The organism is Neorhizobium sp. JUb45 (assembly GCF_004343585.1).
Taxonomy (GTDB): domain Bacteria; phylum Pseudomonadota; class Alphaproteobacteria; order Rhizobiales; family Rhizobiaceae; genus Neorhizobium.
The window spans coordinates 163491-181447 of sequence record NZ_SLYW01000001.1 but is presented as its reverse complement, the minus strand read 5'-3'; the positions used below and the strand labels follow the sequence as shown (position 1 = coordinate 181447).

The 17957-nt window shown below is 61.2% G+C and carries 20 protein-coding genes; 8 read left to right on the top strand and 12 right to left on the bottom strand.

Going from position 1 to position 17957, the window contains the following annotated elements:
- Window positions 1-110 precede the first annotated feature (110 nt).
- On the top strand, window positions 111-1742 hold the full coding sequence (locus tag EDF70_RS00755) for a GumC family protein (RefSeq protein ID WP_132271350.1): 1632 nt from the start codon (window positions 111-113) through the stop codon (window positions 1740-1742).
- 368 nt (window positions 1743-2110) lie between these two features.
- Window positions 2111-2308 (top strand): hypothetical protein, encoded by a 198-nt coding sequence (locus tag EDF70_RS00750; protein WP_132271349.1) that lies wholly within the window; start codon window positions 2111-2113, stop codon window positions 2306-2308.
- Window positions 2309-2386: 78 nt separating this feature from the next.
- On the opposite strand, the gene EDF70_RS00745 is transcribed toward EDF70_RS00750, so the two are convergent.
- Window positions 2387-2890 carry a DUF892 family protein gene (locus tag EDF70_RS00745; protein ID WP_132271348.1) on the bottom strand — a complete coding sequence of 168 codons (504 nt, stop codon included), beginning with the start codon at window positions 2888-2890 and terminating at the stop codon, window positions 2387-2389.
- Window positions 2891-3048: 158 nt separating this feature from the next.
- Between EDF70_RS00745 and EDF70_RS29870 the strand changes: the two genes are divergently transcribed.
- Together EDF70_RS29870 and EDF70_RS00740 are read left to right on the top strand one after the other, a co-directional pair.
- Window positions 3049-3213, top strand: coding sequence for a hypothetical protein (locus EDF70_RS29870; RefSeq protein WP_165931910.1), 165 nt, complete (start codon window positions 3049-3051; stop codon window positions 3211-3213).
- A 24-nt stretch (window positions 3214-3237) separates the two neighbouring features.
- Window positions 3238-4839, top strand: a complete 1602-nt coding sequence (locus EDF70_RS00740) for a phospholipase D-like domain-containing protein (RefSeq protein ID WP_245518988.1) — start codon at window positions 3238-3240, stop codon at window positions 4837-4839.
- Here EDF70_RS00740 and EDF70_RS00735 read toward each other — a convergent pair.
- Entirely contained in the window at window positions 4801-5751 is a 951-nt protein-coding gene (locus tag EDF70_RS00735) for a lysylphosphatidylglycerol synthase domain-containing protein (protein WP_132271347.1), read from the bottom strand. The genes EDF70_RS00740 and EDF70_RS00735 overlap by 39 nt on opposite strands.
- 84 nt (window positions 5752-5835) lie before the next feature.
- Here EDF70_RS00735 and EDF70_RS00730 point away from each other — a divergent pair, with 84 nt between their 5' ends.
- Window positions 5836-6603 carry an endonuclease/exonuclease/phosphatase family protein gene (locus tag EDF70_RS00730; RefSeq protein ID WP_132271346.1) on the top strand — a complete coding sequence of 256 codons (768 nt, stop codon included), beginning with the start codon at window positions 5836-5838 and terminating at the stop codon, window positions 6601-6603.
- Window positions 6604-6734: 131 nt separating this feature from the next.
- Here EDF70_RS00730 and EDF70_RS00725 read toward each other — a convergent pair whose 3' ends face one another.
- The 4 genes from EDF70_RS00725 to EDF70_RS00710 form a co-directional block, all read right to left on the bottom strand.
- A complete protein-coding gene (locus tag EDF70_RS00725) occupies window positions 6735-7550 on the bottom strand; it encodes an ABC transporter permease subunit (RefSeq protein ID WP_132272511.1) in 816 nt (271 codons plus the stop codon).
- Window positions 7551-7558: 8 nt separating this feature from the next.
- Window positions 7559-8266 carry an ABC transporter permease gene (locus EDF70_RS00720; protein ID WP_132271345.1) on the bottom strand — a complete coding sequence of 236 codons (708 nt, stop codon included), beginning with the start codon at window positions 8264-8266 and terminating at the stop codon, window positions 7559-7561.
- A 93-nt stretch (window positions 8267-8359) separates the two neighbouring features.
- Complete coding sequence (locus EDF70_RS00715; RefSeq protein WP_132271344.1) at window positions 8360-9142, bottom strand: transporter substrate-binding domain-containing protein; 783 nt, start codon at window positions 9140-9142, stop codon at window positions 8360-8362.
- Between the two features lie 39 nt (window positions 9143-9181).
- On the bottom strand, window positions 9182-9955 hold the full coding sequence (locus tag EDF70_RS00710; RefSeq protein WP_132271343.1) for an ATP-binding cassette domain-containing protein: 774 nt from the start codon (window positions 9953-9955) through the stop codon (window positions 9182-9184).
- 222 nt (window positions 9956-10177) lie between these two features.
- Between EDF70_RS00710 and EDF70_RS00705 the strand changes: the two genes are divergently transcribed.
- The 3 genes from EDF70_RS00705 to EDF70_RS00695 are packed head-to-tail and all read left to right on the top strand — an operon-like array spanning window position 10178 to window position 12929.
- Complete coding sequence (locus EDF70_RS00705) at window positions 10178-11056, top strand: arginine deiminase family protein (RefSeq protein ID WP_132271342.1); 879 nt, start codon at window positions 10178-10180, stop codon at window positions 11054-11056.
- Window positions 11053-11748, top strand: a complete 696-nt coding sequence (locus EDF70_RS00700) for a TetR family transcriptional regulator C-terminal domain-containing protein (RefSeq protein ID WP_132271341.1) — start codon at window positions 11053-11055, stop codon at window positions 11746-11748. The genes EDF70_RS00705 and EDF70_RS00700 overlap by 4 nt, the downstream gene beginning before the upstream one ends.
- The gene (locus tag EDF70_RS00695; protein ID WP_132271340.1) at window positions 11748-12929 is read left to right on the top strand and encodes a pyridoxal phosphate-dependent aminotransferase; all 1182 of its coding nucleotides are present in this window, start codon (window positions 11748-11750) and stop codon (window positions 12927-12929) included. The genes EDF70_RS00700 and EDF70_RS00695 overlap by 1 nt, the downstream gene beginning before the upstream one ends.
- Window positions 12930-13107: 178 nt before the next feature.
- Here EDF70_RS00695 and EDF70_RS00690 read toward each other — a convergent pair whose 3' ends face one another.
- The 6 genes from EDF70_RS00690 to EDF70_RS00665 all read right to left on the bottom strand — a co-directional run bounded on the left by EDF70_RS00690 (window position 13108) and on the right by EDF70_RS00665 (window position 17937).
- Window positions 13108-13395 (bottom strand): hypothetical protein, encoded by a 288-nt coding sequence (locus EDF70_RS00690; RefSeq protein WP_132271339.1) that lies wholly within the window; start codon window positions 13393-13395, stop codon window positions 13108-13110.
- 64 nt (window positions 13396-13459) lie between these two features.
- On the bottom strand, window positions 13460-14146 hold the full coding sequence (locus tag EDF70_RS00685) for an ABC transporter ATP-binding protein (protein WP_132271338.1): 687 nt from the start codon (window positions 14144-14146) through the stop codon (window positions 13460-13462).
- On the bottom strand, window positions 14143-14895 hold the full coding sequence (locus EDF70_RS00680) for an ABC transporter ATP-binding protein (protein ID WP_132271337.1): 753 nt from the start codon (window positions 14893-14895) through the stop codon (window positions 14143-14145). Before EDF70_RS00680 ends, EDF70_RS00685 begins: the two co-directional genes overlap by 4 nt.
- Window positions 14888-15859, bottom strand: coding sequence for a branched-chain amino acid ABC transporter permease (locus EDF70_RS00675; protein WP_207908223.1), 972 nt, complete (start codon window positions 15857-15859; stop codon window positions 14888-14890). Before EDF70_RS00675 ends, EDF70_RS00680 begins: the two co-directional genes overlap by 8 nt.
- 11 nt (window positions 15860-15870) lie before the next feature.
- Complete coding sequence (locus tag EDF70_RS00670; protein ID WP_132271335.1) at window positions 15871-16791, bottom strand: branched-chain amino acid ABC transporter permease; 921 nt, start codon at window positions 16789-16791, stop codon at window positions 15871-15873.
- Between the two features lie 9 nt (window positions 16792-16800).
- The gene (locus EDF70_RS00665) at window positions 16801-17937 is read right to left on the bottom strand and encodes an ABC transporter substrate-binding protein (RefSeq protein ID WP_132271334.1); all 1137 of its coding nucleotides are present in this window, start codon (window positions 17935-17937) and stop codon (window positions 16801-16803) included.
- Between the last annotated feature and the right edge of the window lie 20 nt (window positions 17938-17957).

Here is a 17957-nt window from a genome sequence, read left to right as displayed (position 1 = left end):
AAGCCGACATATAATCGAATTTGCTAACTTAACCCTATTTTCATGAGGTTGGCTCATAGTTGGTGCATGTGAATTCTCCCTGCGATCATTGCACGGGATGGAGGATGTGTATGTTCCGGCCCAACGAGTCCGAAGATAATCGCCGACAGGTGCGGGCAAACGCCCCGCTCCGTCGTTCGTCCTCCGCCGGCTCGCTTCTCGATCAGGCCGGCCCGGACACCGACGAGGACAGAGCCCGCCCGCTCCATCGCAGCGAGCGTCCTGAAGCGTCGCGACCGGACACCGCCCCGCGGACCGAGGCGTCTTATCCCTCTGCATCCTTCGGCGATGACGAGTCGTCTGCGCTGGAAGCCCGATTGCAGGCGCAATGGCAAAGCGTGACGCAGATCGGCATCGGCCATGTCCTGCGCTGGCTGCAGCGCGGTTTCCTTCTCATCGTGGTGATGGCGATTATCGGCGCCGTATTGGCCTTTGGTTACGCCACCACGACGACGCCGCGTTACACTGTCTATACCGACCTGATCGTCGACCCATCCAACTTGAACGTCACGCCCGACGACCTGACCGCCGCCAATCCGCAGCGGGATTCGCAGCTACTCGAAGTCGGCAGCAAGCTGCGCGTCCTCACCTCCGGCAACGTGTTTCGTCAGGTGATCCGCGACCAGAAGCTGACGGAAGACCCGGAATTCTTCAAGCCCAGCCTGCTCTCTTCGCTTCTGGGCAGCAGCGGCGGTGAACTCTCGCAGGACCAACGCGAGCTTGCCGTGCAGCGCGCGCTTGAGGAACGTGTACAAGCGTCACGCGAAGAACGGTCCTTCGTGGTCATGCTGTCGGTGTGGACTGCAGATCCGCAAAAATCCATTCGCCTGTCGAATGCCATCGTCGAGGCGTTTCAGGCGCAGCTTTTCCAGTCGTCTTCGGAAAGCGCCGGCCGCATTGCCGCCAGCATCAATTCCCGTCTCGATGAACTGCGCGCCTCCGTCACCCTTTCGGAAGAAAAGGTCGAACAGTTCAAGCGCGACAACAAGCTTCAATCGAGCGCCGGCGAGCTGACCAGCAGCCGCATTTCCAGCGCCCTCGATACGCAGGTTCTGGATGCGCAGCAGCGGCTGATCCAGGCGGAAACGCGTTATAACCAGATGCGATCGGCCGTTGCCGATCGCCGCATCGCCAGCGCCACCATCTTCGATTCCGCCGCGATGACGACGATGCGCGGCAATTTCACCGCGCTCGAACAGCAGATCGGCGCAATGACCCGCACCTATGGCAGCCGCCATCCGCGCCTTGTCGCCATGCAGTCAGAACGCGCGACGCTGGAAAGCGCGATCGCCGAGGAAGCCGACCGCATCCTGCAGCAGGCACGACAGGATAGCGAACAAGCCCGCGCGACGCTGGCGCAATTGCGCAACCGTTCCGACAGCGAACGCGCCACCGTCTTCACCAACAACGACGCGCAGGTACAGTTGCGCGAATTGGAACGTGATGCCCGCGCCAAGGCTGCCGTTTACGAAACCTATCTCGGCCGCACCAACCAGATCAGCGAACGTCAGGAAATCGACACCAGCAATGTGCGGGTGATCTCCAATCCGGTAGCACCGAAAACCAAAAGCTGGCCGCCGAGCACACCTCTGCTGATGGTCGGTGGCACCATTGCTGGTGCAGCCATCGGCACAGGGCTGGCGCTTGTCTTCGGTCTTCTCGGTTATCTCCGAAACGCCCGCCCGCGCTACATTTCCGCCTGATTTGACAGGGTTTGCGGGGCCCTAAAACCGGTTCTCGCAAATTTGTGAAAGCGCGCGAGCCGGCGCGCCAACCGCGATGCACAAGCCGGAAAACCGTCAAAGGCTCATCAATAAAGATAATAATTTCAGCATGTTACCGATAGACAAAGATGATCGGTCATCACAGCCGTCTGATGTCATCCTTCGGCGCGGACCTTACGCCCAATCTCTTGCCGTACTGCAAAATGGATTTGCCTTGCAAAGCTTCAATCAGGGCGTAGGCTCGAGTTATCGACGGCCAGGACGAATAAAGGGCGGCCGCGACTGGAAGAACAGGCCGAACATGTTTGGCCTGGATCGCTTTCGCCCCCCGGTGTGGAGGCAGAAACATGAATTCATCCACGGCATATCCGACGCTCGATCCGAAAGAGCTCGCATTTCTGCAGAAGTTTTATAACGATACCTGCGCCGAGCATGGTTTCGAGGGAAAAAGCCTCGCCGCTCAGGACCTCGCAGCACGGATCATGCTGTCCTATCAGAAGGGCGCCCGTACCGAGAGCGATCTCGCGCGTCATGTCAACGCATGACCATCTGAACAGGACCTTTGTAAATCCGGCCGCCAGCCTTCCAACTGGCGGCTTTTTATTCTGTTTCCTTGAAAACGGTCAGCGTTTGGCCTGCAGATCGCGCTCGTCGCGCATCAGGTAGATGCGGGTCAGCACATCGAGATGCTCGTGCAGCCAGTTGGCCATCGCCACCTCCTGCTCCATGATGCGGGAAAGCACATCTTCCGCCTCCGCATCGCCGAGTTCATCGGCGGCCGCCATCAGGACCTGATAGCTGGCGATTTCGCCCTGCTCGAAAATGTAGGTCGCCATCGCACCCTTGATGATCTCGTCACCGGCCAGCATGCCGCTGATGCCCTGCGCCGCAGTGCCGAGCTTGCCGGCAACGGTTCTGATCAACGGGGGGCCGGCAGTGCGTTCCAACAGACCGCGCAAAAGCTCCTGCTGGGCCTGCGTCTCGACAAGATGATCTTCCACCCGTGCCTTCAGATCCGGATAATTCTGGATCCTTCTGGCCTGACTGGTGAGCATGGTGATCGACTGGCCCTCCGCGGCGAATGCATCGCGAAGCCAGGCATCGAAATGAATTTGGACATGGGTCATCGCTCAACCTCTCCTCTCTGCTCAAGCGTGCATTTCAATCATGCCGTTAACGCGGGCAAGTTTAAGGCGGTTCCGCATGGTGGGCATTTATGTCGGAACCTTCGGGCCGCTTTCCGGTTTCCGACTGAGGCTCCGCCAAGCAAATCAGGGAATATTTCATGCCAGACCCACGCGAACCGAGCGAACAGCCACCGATGCCTGCCCCCAACTGGATACCGGAACCGCCGATCGAGGAACCCGATCCGGACCTTCTTCCGGACGAGATACCGCTTCCCAATCCCGATGAAAGCGATGCTCCGCCATTGCATGCGGCCCAACATTAGGAAATTGCAGGATTTAAATGTCTGATGCTGCCTGTGGCGCGCAACCACGTCAGGGAACAAGCGGCGCGCCTGCGCGTTTATGGCCACGACCGAATTTTGGGGCGTGACCACGTGTATCCGATGAACAAGACCAGCAATCATTCCGCAGCGGAAACGCCGGAATCCATCATCAGGCATGGCCGAAATGCCTGGCGTACGGCAAACGCCGAAAAGGCTGCCTTTCTGGTCGATGGCGCCGATTATTACCGCCGCCTCGAACAGGTGATCCTCAAGGCAAAACGCGCGATCTTCATCATCGGCTGGGATTTCAACCCCGACATTCTGCTGCGCCCCGGCGAGGCAGACAGCCCGACGATCGGCGCGCTTTTGCGTCAACGCGTCGAAGAGGAGCCGGAGCTGCAGGTGCGCATCCTCGTCTGGGGCATGGGGCCGGTCTATTCGGGCAAAAGCTTTCGCATGTTCGGCGAGATGGAATGGAACGCCCACGAGCGCATCGCGCTGCGGTTCGATTTCCGCCACCCCTTGCGCGCCAGCCATCACCAGAAGATCGTCTGCATCGACGATGCCGTGGCCTTTCTCGGCGGCATCGACCTGACCGCCCGCCGCTGGGACACGCGCGAGCATGCCGTCGAACAGCCGCTGCGGATCTCTCCGGATGGAAAACCCTATGGCCCCGTGCATGACATGCAGGCAATCGTCTCGGGCGATGCCGCATCCATCGTCGGTGAAGTGGCACGCAAACGCTGGAAGCGGGCGACACGCCAGATCGTGCCCTTGCTGGATAACCAGCCGGATGGCCATGCCGACACGCTGTGGCCGGACGATCTCGCGCCTGCGCTGACCCATTGCCCGACCGGGCTGGCGCTCACCATGCCGTGCCGCTGGCAGGGCAAGCGCGGCCACCGCGAGTCGATCCGCCTGACCCATGACGCGCTGCGCGCCGCAAAACGCCATATCTATCTCGAATCCCAGTATCTCGCCTCCTTCGGCGTTGCCCGCACCATCGCGGCACGGCTGCAGGAAGAGGACGGGCCGGAAATCGTCATTCTCGTCACCCAGGAATCCCACGGATTTCTGGAGAAGGTGATGATGGGCAACAACCGCAACCGGCTGATCCGCAAGCTGAAACGCAATGACCGCTTCAACCGCCTGCGCATCTATTATGCCGTCACCGCCGATGCCGAGGGCCGCGAGCGGGAAATCATCGTGCATTCCAAGCTGATCGTCATCGATGACCGTTTGCTGCGCATCGGCTCATCCAATCTGAACTACCGCTCGGAAGGGCTGGACACGGAATCCGACCTCGCCTTCGAGCCGGTAACCGATGAAGGTCGAGCCGCGATCACCACCATGCGCGACGATCTGCTGGCCGAACATCTCGGCGTCACACGGCAGGAGATTTCGGCCTCGATGGCCGAGACCGGTTCGATGCTCGCGACCATCGACCGGTTCAATGCCGGCACACGTGGCCTACGCCCGTTCAATGTGGATATCAGCAAGGGCGAAACGGATTCGGTGATCGGCACCAGCCTTGCCGACCCCAAACGCCCGTTCTGGCCTTATCAGCAGGTGCGTTCGCTGTTTCGCCTAAGCCTCTCGCGGCTGACCCTGGGGCTGTTGCGCTGACGGCACCGGCCGACGGCGATAATAGGCCTCGCTGGCGATCAGCAACGGCACGCCGATGACGAGCGGCACGAAATAATAAAGCGCCCGAAACACCACCAGTGCGCCGATCGAGGCGCTGGCCGGCATCAGGCTGAGCATGGCGGCTTCCAGCACGCCGAGACCGCCCGGCACATGGCTGAGAATGGCGGCCAGCATGGCCGTCACGTAAGCCGCCGCCACTTCCAGATAACCGGCATCGGTAAACGCCGTCATCAACTGGTAGAGCGCTGCCGCCACACAGGCGAAATTGGCCGTGCCGACCGTGACCTGAGCAATGGCGATACCGGCCGACGGCGGCTCCAGCCGCCACGACCGCAGCCGGAGCGGCTTTCGGACCTTCGCGCAGAAACCGACATAAAGAACCGGCGCGGCCAGCAGAATGAACCCGAGCAGCCGTTTCGCGCCTTCGTCCAGCTCCAGCAGTTCCAGCCCCTGCCCCGGCTGCAGCACCAGCGCCAGTCCCGCCAGCGTCACCAGACCGAGCGCCACCGTGACACCGCAGAACAGGATGATTTTTGCCACCTGTTCGCCGGTGAGCCCCCAGCGCGCATAAAAGCGATAACGCACCGTGCCGCTGGAAAGCGCCGCGACGCCGATATTGTGGCCGATGGACAAGGCTGTGAAGGATGCCAGCGCCGCCCGCCGGTAAGCCAGTGGCTTTCCGACATATTTCAGGCCCAGCATGTCGAACCAGCTGAGGCAGACATAGGAGGCGATCACGAAGGCAAAACCGCTGGCGATGCGCACCGCCGGAATGGCATCCATGGAGGCGCTGATATCGGCGATGCTGTAGCGCCCTAACGCCCGATAAACCAGCCAGGCGGCAATGCAGACGGCAAGCGCGATAACGATCCTGATTAAATGGCGCTTCACCCTGTCTCGCTCCTGCAATTATGCTCTTGTGGATTTCGGTCGTGAAAGCGGAACGAAAACACTGCCGAAGGTGTTCCCTGCGTCATGAACGACCGCCCGACAATTTCTGCCCCGATCACGCCTGAAACACAGGCCCGCCAGCTCAGGATCCTGAGCTACAACGTGCATTCCTGTATCGGCACCGACAAGAAACTCGATCCGGCCCGCATCGCCGATGTGATCGCCGGGCTGGAGCCGGATATCATCGGCCTGCAGGAACTCGATGTCGGCCGCAAGCGCAGCGGCGGCATCGATCAGGCGCATGCCATCGCCTCGCTGTTGAAAATGGATTTTCATTTCCACCCGGCCCTGCGTGTCGAGGAGGAAAATTACGGCGACGCCATCCTCTCCGCCTTTCCGACGCGCCTGATCAAGGCCGATGCCCTGCCATCCTACGGCGAACCGCGTGGTGCCTTGTGGGCGGAAATCGATATCGGCGGACGGCCCTTGCAGGTGTTCAACACCCATCTCGGGCTGTTTCGCCGCGAGCGTGTGCGCCAGTCGGCGATCATCACCGGGCCGGACTGGATCGGCCACCCCGATGCGCTGGGAAAACCACGCCTGCTGATGGGGGATTTCAACTCCATCCCCTCATCCCCCGCCTATAGGCAACTGGCATCGACGATGCGCGATATCGGCGTCGAAACCGGCAAGGTGGCAAGCCGCACCTTTCCGTCTCGTTTTCCGCTGCTGCGGCTGGACCATGTGTTTGTTGCGGGCGGCCCCAAAATCATCGAAGCCAAGGCTGTCTCGACGCCGCTGACGCGGCTGGCCTCCGATCATCTGCCATTGCTGGTGACGATCGAATTCTGAGGCGGCGGAACCAAATCACGATAGGAAAGTTGACAGCCCGTGCCGACGCATCCAACCGCGGCGGCGCGTCATGGATACCTCCCCGTCTGGCGCTTCCCTTAGATGAGGGAAGCGCCTTTTCTTTGGGGACATCAGGCGCCGCGGTTGGGAACGCGGTTTTCCAGATAACGGAAGGCAACGACCAGAATGCCGGTCAGCACCAGATAGATCAGCGCCAGAAGCAGAAGCGGCTCGTAGGTCAGCAGCGTATCCGAGCGAACCTTGGCGATCACCGAATAGGTATCCATCACGGTAATGGTTGCGACGAGAGGGGTCGACTTCAACTGCAGAACGGTCTCGCCGTTCAGCGTCGGCAGCGAACGCTGGATGGCGCGCGGCAGCCAGATGCGGCGGAACATGGTGAAACGGCGCATGCCGAAGGCGCGTGCCGCCTCCAGTTCGCCCCTCGGCACACCGGCAAAGGCGCCGCGCATGACTTCGCCTTCATAAGCCGCGAAGGACAGCATCAGCGCCGTGAAACCATAGGGCCAAGCTTGGCGCAGATAAGGCCACATGAACGACTGGCGGATTTCCGGAAACTGCGCAAACAGAGAGCCGAGACCGTAATAAAGCAACCAGAGCTGCAACAGCAGCGGCGTGCCGCGAATGATTGTGCAGAAACCGTTTGCCAGCCATTTCAACGGTCGCGGCCCGGTGACCTGCACCAAACCGAGCGGTACGGCCAGCAGGAAGCCGAAGAAGGATGTGGTGGCAAGAAGCACCAGCGTCTGCCAGATGCCGGCGATCAGCCTGTCCTGATATTTTGGCAGCCAGTCCCAGCGCATGAAAACGACGGCACAGGCAAAGACGCCGACAAACACAGCCATCAGGAACAGCCGGTGCGGCTCCAACAGGCTGCGTGCCTTTGGCGGTTTGTAGGCAGGCAGGATGGTGGCTTCGTCCTTCATCATCACCGTCATGCCTCCCGCACCATGCCCCGTCGCGCCCGTCTTTCGATGGCGCCGATGGCGATGTTGGAGACCAGCGTCACGGCGAGATAGAGCACACCGGCAGCGAGGAAGAAGGTCAGGTAATGTTTGGTCGTGCCCGCAGCCTGTCGCGTCACCAGCGTCAGTTCACTGAAACCGACGACGGCGAGAAGCGCCGTATCCTTGGTGGCGATCAGCCAGAGATTGGACAGACCCGGCACGGCATAGGGCAGCATGGCCGGCAGGGTGATGCGCCGCAAAGTCATGAACGGCGACATGCCATAGGCGCGTGCCGCCTCGATCTGGCCGGCCGGAATGGCTTTGATGGCGCCGCGCAGAACCTCGGTCGAATAGGCTCCCTGCACCACGCCGATGACAAAAATGCCGGCGGCAAGGCCGCTGATATCCACCGACGGCAGGCCGAGCAGCGCCGTCAACTGGTTCACCAGATCGGTGCCGGCGTAATAGAGCAGCAGGATCAGCACCAGTTCGGGAATGGCCCGCACCAGCGTCGTGTAGATTTCCAGCAGGTCGCGAACGATCGGCCCGCCATACAGCTTGCCGGAGGCGCCGCCGATACCGATGATGAGGCCGAGCAGGTAACCGCCGACCGCAAGCTGCAACGAACTGAAAAGACCAGCCAGCAGAACGCCACCCCATCCGGGGGGAGATAAAGCAAGCAGGCTCAGGTCCATGAAATTACCGCCATTCGAGGATCGGCTCCGTCAGGAGGGATCAAAACAGAACGGTCCCGGCGACAGGCGCCGGAACCGCAAGCAATCAGGCAATCACTTGCCGTAGACGTCGAAATCGAAATAGGCCTTCGAGAACTTGTCATAGGTTCCGTTGGCACGGATCGCCTTGATGGCGGCGTTGAACTTGCCCTTCAGCTCGGTTTCATCCTTGCGCAGGCCGATGCCGACGCCGGCACCCAGAACGGCCGGATCATCGACGACATTGCCCTTGCTTTCGCAGCATTCCTTGCCCTGATCGGACGCGAGGAAGCTGTCGAGCGTGATCGCATCGGCCTGAACGGCATCGACGCGGCCGGCGGCGAGGTCGTTATTGGCCTCATCCTGCGTCTGGTATTCCTTGATCTCGGAAACCACGTCCTTGAAATGCTTCTGGGCATATTCGGCATGGATGGTGGAAACCTGAACGCCGAGGATCTTGCCCTTGAGGCCTTCAGGCGTTGCCGTGAACTTTTCCGACTTCGGACCGATGATGCCGGTCGGGGTGTTGTAATATTTGTCGGAGAAATCGATCGTCTTCAGGCGTTCGTCGGTGATCGACATGGACGACATGATGGCGTCGATCTTCTTGGTGGTCAGCGCCGGAATGATACCGTCCCAGGCGACCGGGGTGATGACGCATTCCAGCTTTGCTTCGGCGCAGACGGCGTTCATGAACTCGACTTCCCAGCCGACCCACTTGCCGCTGGCATCCGGCGAGGTGAACGGCGGATAGGGTTCTGCGGCAACGCCGACCTTGATCGGTTCGGCCGATGCGGCGCCGACAGCGGCAACACCAACCAGTGCTGCGAGCGCGACCGTCTTCAAAATGCTCTTCATGGTTTGTCCCCTTTAGGTTTTGCAGGTTTTTTGATTGCTTTAATGGATGGAGCTGATGAACTTCTTCAGCCGCTCCGATTTCGGATCTTCGAAAATCGCCTGAGGCGGGCCCTGTTCCTCGATGACGCCGCCATGCAGGAAAACCACATGGCTCGCCACCTGACGGGCAAACTTCATCTCGTGGGTAACGAGGATCATCGTGCGCTTTTCGCGCGCCAGATCGCCGATGACGGAGAGAACCTCGCCGACCAGTTCCGGGTCGAGCGCCGAGGTCGGTTCGTCGAACAGCATGACCAGCGGCTGGATGGCGAGCGCACGGGCAATTGCCGCACGCTGCTGCTGGCCACCGGACATGAAGGCGGGATAGGCATCGCGCTTTTCATAGAGCCCGACGCGTTTCAGGAGGGTCTCGGCCACCGCGATCGCTTCGTCGCGTGGCTGTTTCAGCACATGCACCGGCACTTCGATGACATTCTGCAGAACCGTCATGTGCTGCCAGAGATTGAAACTCTGGAACACCATGCCGAGCCGGGTGCGGATGCGCTGCACCTGACGGCGGTTGGACGGGATCAGCCCGCCATGACCGTCGGTTTTCATCTCGATTGTTTCGCCATGCACCGTTACCGAACCGGCACTGGGCAGTTCCAGCATGTTGATGCAACGCAAAAGCGTCGACTTGCCGGACCCCGAACCGCCGATAATGGCGATGACATCACCCTGTTTGGCCGTCAGGGACACACCCTTCAGGACCTCAAGCGGGCCAAACCGCTTGTGGAGGTCGCGGACCTCGATGGCTTGCGCCGTATCACTCATTCACACCGTCACCGCCGGGCGTTTGCCGCCCGATCTGCTGTTTTGACATGTTCCCCCAGCGCATATCTTCGGACCACCTGCTGGAATTGCAGCCCGATTTTGGGGCAAGTTTTGCACTTGTCCAAAAATTACTCAAGCGTATAATAAGCCAAACACACAACCTGACCGGGCCATTGTGTTGCCCGGAACAGATCAACCCATAGCTTTCGAGGGGTTTTTTACATGAGCGAATACGGCTCCCAGGCCATGTCTGAACGGCTGTTGCGGGTGATGATGCGCCGGCCGGGAAAAAGCCTTCTGGCTGCGGATGCGGCAAACTGGCACTACGGCCCGACCTTCGACGCAAACAAGGCGATCGAACAGCACAAGGTGTTTGCAGGCCTTGTGGAAAAGTCCGGCGCGGAGGTTCTGTGGATCGAGGATGACGGCGACGGCCTGGCCGACAGCATGTTCACCCACGACCCCTCGCTGATGACCGACAAGGGCGCCGTGATCCTGCGCATGGGCAAGCCGCTGCGCGCAGCCGAACCGGAATTGCACGAAAAGACCTATCGGGATGCCGGCATCCCGATCCTCGGCCGCATCCAAGCGCCGGGCACGGTGGAAGGCGGCGATTGCATCTGGGTGGATCACAAGACGCTGGCGATCGGCCGCGGCGTGCGTTCCAACCAGGCCGGCATCGAGCAGATGCAGACGATCCTTGCAGAAATCGGCGTCACCGTCCTCGGTTTCGACCTGCCGCTGTGGCAGGGCGAGGAAGCCTGCCTGCATCTGATGTCGGTGATGAGCCCGCTGGCGCCGAAACTGGCGCTGGTGCATGCGCCGCTGATGCCCGCCGCATTCTATATGCTGCTGCGCGAACGTGAGTATACGCTGATCCACGCCCCGGAAGCGGATTTTGCGGCCAGCAACGGCCTCAACCTCAACGTTCTACCGGTCACGCCGAACCATGTCATCATGGTCAGCGGCTTTCCGGACACCAAGGCGGCGATGGAAGCGCATGGCTGCAAGGTCGAAACGTTTGAGGCGGATGCGCTCTGCATCGCCTGCGAGGGCGGGCCGACATGCCTCACCCGCCCCATTCTTCGGGAGAAAAATTGAGCCGACGGACCTTTCATCGGGCAAGCGAAACGGAGCGGCGTGAGGATCTCATTGCCGCAACGCTCGACTGTATTGCCGAATTCGGCATACAGGGCGCCACAGTGCGCCAGATCGCAGCCCGCGCCGGTGTCACCGGCGGCCTGATCCGGCACTATTTCGACAGCAAGGACCAGATGATGCAGGCCGCCTATCGCGAGATGATGGCGGCCATGACCTCCGGCTCCATCGAGGCGGCCAACAGCGCCGGCACAGCCAAACAGCGGCTTGGCCGTTTCATCGATGCCAACCACTCGGCCAGCGTTACCGATCCGCGCATGCTGTCGCTCTGGGCGGCCTTTATCGGCCATATCAGGCACGATCCGACCTTTGCCGCCATCCACCGCGAAAACTACACGGCCATTTTGACCGCACTTGAAAACCTGCTCCGCGATTTCTTCATCGAAAACAATCGACCGGAAGAAGTCGCGCGCTGCCATCACCACACGGTCGCACTGACAGGACTTCTCGACGGGCTCTGGCTGGAAGCAACGCTGGCAGATGACCTGTTCGCCGAAGGCGAACTGCAGGCGCTGGCCTTTCGTTCGGTCGAGACGCTGCTTGGCTTGAAATCCGGCGACCTTTCGGTGCAGACAGACGACACACAGGGTGCAGATGGCATCCCACCCGCCGACCCACTGAAGAAAGACATTTGATGCGTTACGCCTCCATCACCGACCGCCTCGCCCATCTCGGCTCCGGTCGCTGGGCCCTTCACACCAATGCACGGCGCATGAAGGCGGCCGGCGAAGACATTATCGAACTGACGATCGGCGAGCCGGATGTGGCACCCGATCAGGCCCTGCTCGATGAAGCCTCGCGCGCCATGTATGCCGGACGCACGCGTTATTCCAACGGTCGCGGCGAACCGGCGGTGCTGAAGGCGCTGGTGGAAAAGTATTCGAAGCGCCGCGCCGGCATCAGCGAGCGCAATTTTCTCTGCTTCCCCGGCACCCAGACGGCGCTTTACGGCGTCATGACCGGTCTCGTCGAGCGCGGCGACGGCGTGCTGGTCGGCGATCCGCTGTATGCCACCTATGAAGGCGTGATCGCCTCCACCGGTGCGCACATGATCCCGGTGCCGCTGCGCCCGGAAAAGAAGTTTCATCTGCAGGCCGCCGATCTGGAACGGGCGATCACGCCTGAAGCGCGTGTACTTCTGCTCAACACCCCGCACAACCCGACCGGCGCCGTGCTGACGCAGGCCGAAATCGCCGCCATCGGCGAAGTCTGCCGCAAACACGATCTCTGGATCGTTTCCGACGAAGTCTATGAGGAACTGATCTTCGACGGCGTCAAATTCGCCTCGCCCTTCGATTTGCCCGAACTGGCCGACCGCACCATCGCCGTCTCGTCGATCTCGAAATCACACGCCGCACCGGGCTTCCGCAGCGGCTGGGCTGCCGGCCCGGAAGAGTTCTGCGAAAAGGTGCTGCCGGTTTCGGAAACCATGCTGTTTGGCGTGCAGCCGTTCATTTCCGACATGACGGCGCTGGCGCTCTCTCATCATTTCGACACCGCCGACATCATGCGCGGCAATTACGCCCGCCGCGCCGAAATCGTCGCCAAAAGCTTTGCCGGCAGCAATCTGGTCAAGCCGATGCTGCCGGAAGGCGGCATGTTCATCCTGCTGGATGTGACGGCCACCGGTTTGGGCGGCGAGGAATTTGCCTGGGAATTATTGCGCGAGGAAAAGGTGGCGGTGATGCCGGGGACGTCGTTCGGCGATCAGGCCGCCGGTTTCCTGCGCATTTCGCTGACGGTGCCGGAAGATGTGCTGGCAACCGCGATGGCGCGGATTGCCGCGCTGGCGGGACGGCTGGCTGCGAAGGCGTGATGCTATCGCGTGTAAATTAAGTCCCCCTCTGGCCTGCCGGCCATCTCCCCCACAAGGGGGAGAAGATTTGCGGCAACCATCTGCCCCAATTGAGCCACGGCGGAGCGGCCAGGTTAAGCCCCTCCCCCTTGTGGGGAGGGGTTTGGGGCGGGGTCTTTTTTTTCATATGAGGCTCACACTACTCCGCCTCATGGCTGCGTCGACGGGCATCGCGTTCGGCCGGGTCGTCATCCATGTCGACCTCGTAAGGCGAGACATAACCGCCGGAATCGCCGGCATCCACCACATGGGCGACATAACCGGGCGGCGTCTCGCCCTCCAACGCCTTCTTGGCACGCCGCATGTCCGCCATCACCGGGTCCGGTGCATGGTGCGGCTCACCGGTGCCGCAGCTGCGAGCGATGTTCGGCTGGCTGCTGCCGAACTTGCGGGCTTCATGATTATCACTTGCCGTACGATCCTGCATGACGGGTCCTCCTGCCGTTTCAGCCAGGATAACATGCCTTGAGAAGACTTGGTTCCGAAATAGATCAAATACCGAGATACCGGTCCTGCAGGTCGGCGTTCAGCGCATCCGGCGTCCCGGCCCAAACGCTGCGGCCGTTTTCGAGGATGACGCAGCGATCCGCCACCGGCAGCAGTTCCGACAGCGTCTTGTCGACCACGAGAATGGACAGGCCGTCCTCTTTCAGCGAGCGGATCGCCCGCCAGATATCCTGCCGGATGACAGGCGCCAGCCCCTCCGTCGCCTCGTCCAGTATCAGCAGACGAGGATTGGTCATCAGCGCCCGGCCGATCGCCAGCATCTGCTGCTCGCCGCCGGACAGCGATCTCGCCATCTGCGCATGCCGCTCGTCCAGCCGTGGGAACAGTTCGTTGATCCGCGAAAGTGTCCACGCGCCCGGTCGTGCGGCGGCGACGAGGTTTTCAAACACGGTGAGGTTCGCAAAACAGCGTCGCCCTTCCGGCACAAGCCCCAAGCCCAGCCGCGCCACCTTGTGCGGCGGCAGTTTTTCCGTCGATCGACCGGCAAAGGTGATGCGGCCGGATTTCGGCGGCATCAGGTTGCAGATCGACTTGATGGTGGTCGATTTGCCCATGCCGTTGCGGCCCATCAAGGCCACGACCTCGCCTTCCGCCACCGCCAGATCAACGCCAAAAAGCGCCTGACTGCTGCCGTAGAACGTGGTGATATTCTGAACATCCAAGAGCATCAGGCATGATCTCCGAGATAGGCGGCGCGCACCGCGGGATCACGACGGATGTCTTCGACCGTGCCGGTGGCGATGATACGGCCATAGACCAGCACCGAAATCCGGTCAGCCAGTGCGAACACCGCATCCATGTCATGCTCGACCAGCAAGATCGGCGCTTCATGGCGCAGGCCATCGAGAAAGCCGGTCAGCCGCTTGGAGCCTTCCGGCCCCATTCCGGCCATCGGCTCGTCCAACAGAAAAGCCTTCGAGCCAAGCGCCAAAGCGATTGCGATTTCCAGCTGCCGCCGTTCGCCATGCGACAGTTCCGCCGCTGGAATGTTGGCGCGCTGCGCAAGCCCAACGCGCTCCAGCATGGCCATGCCTTGGTCGATCAGGGCGCGGTCACGCATCACCGGCCTGAAGAACCGAAAGCTCGATCCGCCTTTGGCCTGTACCGCCAGCATGACATTGCGCAGCGCGGAAAACTCCGGCGCCAGCGATGACACCTGAAACGTGCGCCCAAGCCCCAGACGCGCCCGTTCGGAAACACCCATGCGGCCGATATCCCGGCCGGCAAAACGGATCGTGCCGCTATCCTGTTGCTGTGTGCCGCAGATCTGGTGGATCAGCGTCGACTTGCCGGCACCATTGGGGCCGATCAGCGCATGGATTTCACCGGCGCGCAGGTCGAGTGTCACGCCATCGGTGGCCCGCAACGCGCCAAACGTCTTGACGAGATCGGTCAGTTCAAGGATCGGGCGATCAACCATGCCGCGCCTTTCCGGCCAGAAGCCCGATCAGCCCGCCACGCGCAAACAGCACCACGCCGAGCAGGATCAGCCCGAGAAAGAACTGCCAGCGTTCGGTGATGCCGCCCAATGCAAACTCGAAGATGACGTAAAGCATCGCCCCCGCCACCGGCCCGAACAGACGGCCGGTACCGCCGAGAATGATCAGCACGATCAGCTCGCCCGACATGTGCCAGGAGAGCATGGACGGGCTGACGAATTTGTTGAGATCGGCGTAGAGCGCACCGGCCAATCCCGTCATCATCGCCGAGAGGACAAATGCCGTCAGCCTTATGCCATAGGGCGAGATACCGACCGAAGCGACACGCACCTCGTTCTGTCGCGCCGCCTGCAATGCCGTGCCGAAACGCGCGTTTCGCAGCAATGCAAACAGGCCGATGCAGACAATCAGCACGCCGTAGCTCAGCAGAAAGAAGCTCAGAGGCAGCATGGTGTTGATGCCGGGAAACTGGTTGCGCACCAGAATGGACAACCCGTCCTCGCCGCCATAGGCCGGCCAGGAAACCGCGAAATAATAGATCATCTGCGCGAAGGCGAGCGTGATCATGATGAAATAGACGCCGGATGTGCGCAGGCTGATCGCGCCGATCGCAAGACCTGCCAGACCGCAGGCCATCACGGCAAAAATCCAGATCACCGGCATCTGGTTGCTGCCTTCGAAACCGAAAGGCATCGGCTCGCCGGAGAAGACATGGCTTGCCAGAATGCCCGCCGCATAACCGCCGATGCCGAAAAAGGCAGCATGGCCGAAGGAGACGAGACCGCCCAACCCGAGCGCGATATTGAGGCCGGTCGCGGCCAGCGCCAGCACGGCGATGCGGGTGGCAAGTGTCACGGTGAAGGGCTGGCCCATCTGACTTGCCACGACGGGCACGATGAGAAGAGCCAAGGCCAGCACGAGATTGATGACGGTTTCGCGAGACAATGTCATGCCGGTCACGCCTTTGCCGGAAAAAGGCCGCGCGGCCGAAACGCCAGAACCAGCGCCATGACGATATAGATCAGCATCGCCGCCAGAGACGCACCGACCGTCGCAGCCGTGGAAGCCGGCATCACCAGCCCCAGAAGCGGCGGCAGCAGAAAGCGCCCGAGCGTATCGGTCAAACCCACGATCAGCGCGCCGACCAGCGCGCCCTTGATCGATCCGATACCGCCGATGACGATGACCACGAAAGCGAGGATCAGCACCGGTTCGCCCATGCCGACCTGCACCGATTGCAGCGCCCCGACCAGCGCACCCGCCAAGCCCGCCAGCGCCGAGCCGAGCGCAAACACGACGGTGTAGAGCGTGCGGATATCGACACCAAGCGCCGCGATCATTTCGCGGTCGCTTTCACCGGCACGGATGCGCATGCCGAGCCGGGTTTTCGAGATCAGCAGGTAGAGGCCGAGCGCCACCAGCGCGCCGACGCCGATGATGGCAAGGCGATAGAGCGGATAGGCCTCGATACCCGGCAGCGGCACCGCACCCGCCAGAAGCGGTGGAATATCGAGATAGAGCGGAAACGATCCAAACACCCAGCGCGCACCCTCGGAGAAGACAAGGATCAGCGCAAAGGTGGCGAGCACCTGATCGAGATGATCCCGGTCATACAGTTTTCGGATCACCAGAAACTCGACGATCGCCCCGGCGGCCGCAGCAGCGACAAGGCTTGCCGCCAGTCCGAGCCAGAACGACCCGGTGGCAGCCGCAACCACCGCGCAGGCAAAGGCGCCCACCATGTAGAGCGAGCCATGGGCGAGATTGATCAGGCCCATGACGCCAAAGATCAGCGTCAGCCCGGCCGCCATGAGAAACAGCATGACGCCGAGCTGCAGGCCATTGAGCAACTGCTCGAGGGCAAGAGACAGGATCACCAAAAATCCTTACATCTTGCAGTCTTTGGCATAGGCATCGCCATGATCGGTGAAGATTTTTGACACCGTCTTGTTGGTCAGCACGCCGTCTTCCTTCACCACTTCGGTGATGTAGATATCCTGGATCGGGTGCAGGTTGTTGTTGAACTTGAATTTTCCGCGCGGTGACTGGATGTCGGCGGCTTTCAGCGCAGCGGCAAACGCCTTGGTATCCTTGACACTGGCCTTGGCCGCAGCCGACAGGATCAGCTGTGCGGCATCATAGGCCTGAACCGCATAAACCGACGGCAGACGGCCATATTCCTTCTGGAAGGCCGGCACGAATTTCTTGTTCGCCTCGTTGTCGAGATCTTTCACCCACTGGCCGGAATTTTTCACGCCAAGCGCCGCATCACCGATCGCCGGCAGAACATCCTGGCTGAACGAGAAGCCCGGTCCCATGATCGGTGTCTTCACGCCAGACTGGGCATATTGCTTCATGAAGGCGATGCCCATGCCGCCGGGTAAGAAGGCGAAAACGCCATCGGCGCCCGAGGCACGTATCTGGGCGATTTCGGCGGCGTAATCGGTCTGGCCGACCTTGGTATAGACTTCGGCAGCCAGTTCACCCTTGTAATAACGCTTGAAGCCGGTCAGCGAGTCTTTGCCGGCCGGGTAGTTCGGCGCCATAATGAAGATCTTCTTGTAGTCCTTGTTGGCATATTCGCCGACGGCTTCATGAAGATTGTCGTTCTGGTAGGCGGCATTGAAATAGAGCGGGTTGCACTTTTCACCGGCAAGCGCCGCCGGCGCGGCATTGGTGGAGACGTAGATCTTGCCCTGCGCCACGGCACTCGGAGCAACCGCCATCAACAGGTTCGACCACACGATGCCGGTCAGAATATCGACCTGATCGCTCTGGATCATCTTGTCGGCGATCTGCACGGCCAGTTCCGGCTTCTGCGCGTCATCCTCGGTGATGACGGTGATATCCGTGTTGCCGGATTGCTTGATGGCCAGCATGAAGCCGTCGCGGGTATCGACGCCGAGACCTGCACCACCACCCGAAAGCGTGGTGATCAGGCCGACCTTGATCGGCTCGGCAACCGCGAGTGAGGAAACGCTGAGGCTGAGTGCCAGCGTGGCGGCGGACAGAAGAGTCTTCATGGCATGCTCCCGTTGGTTCG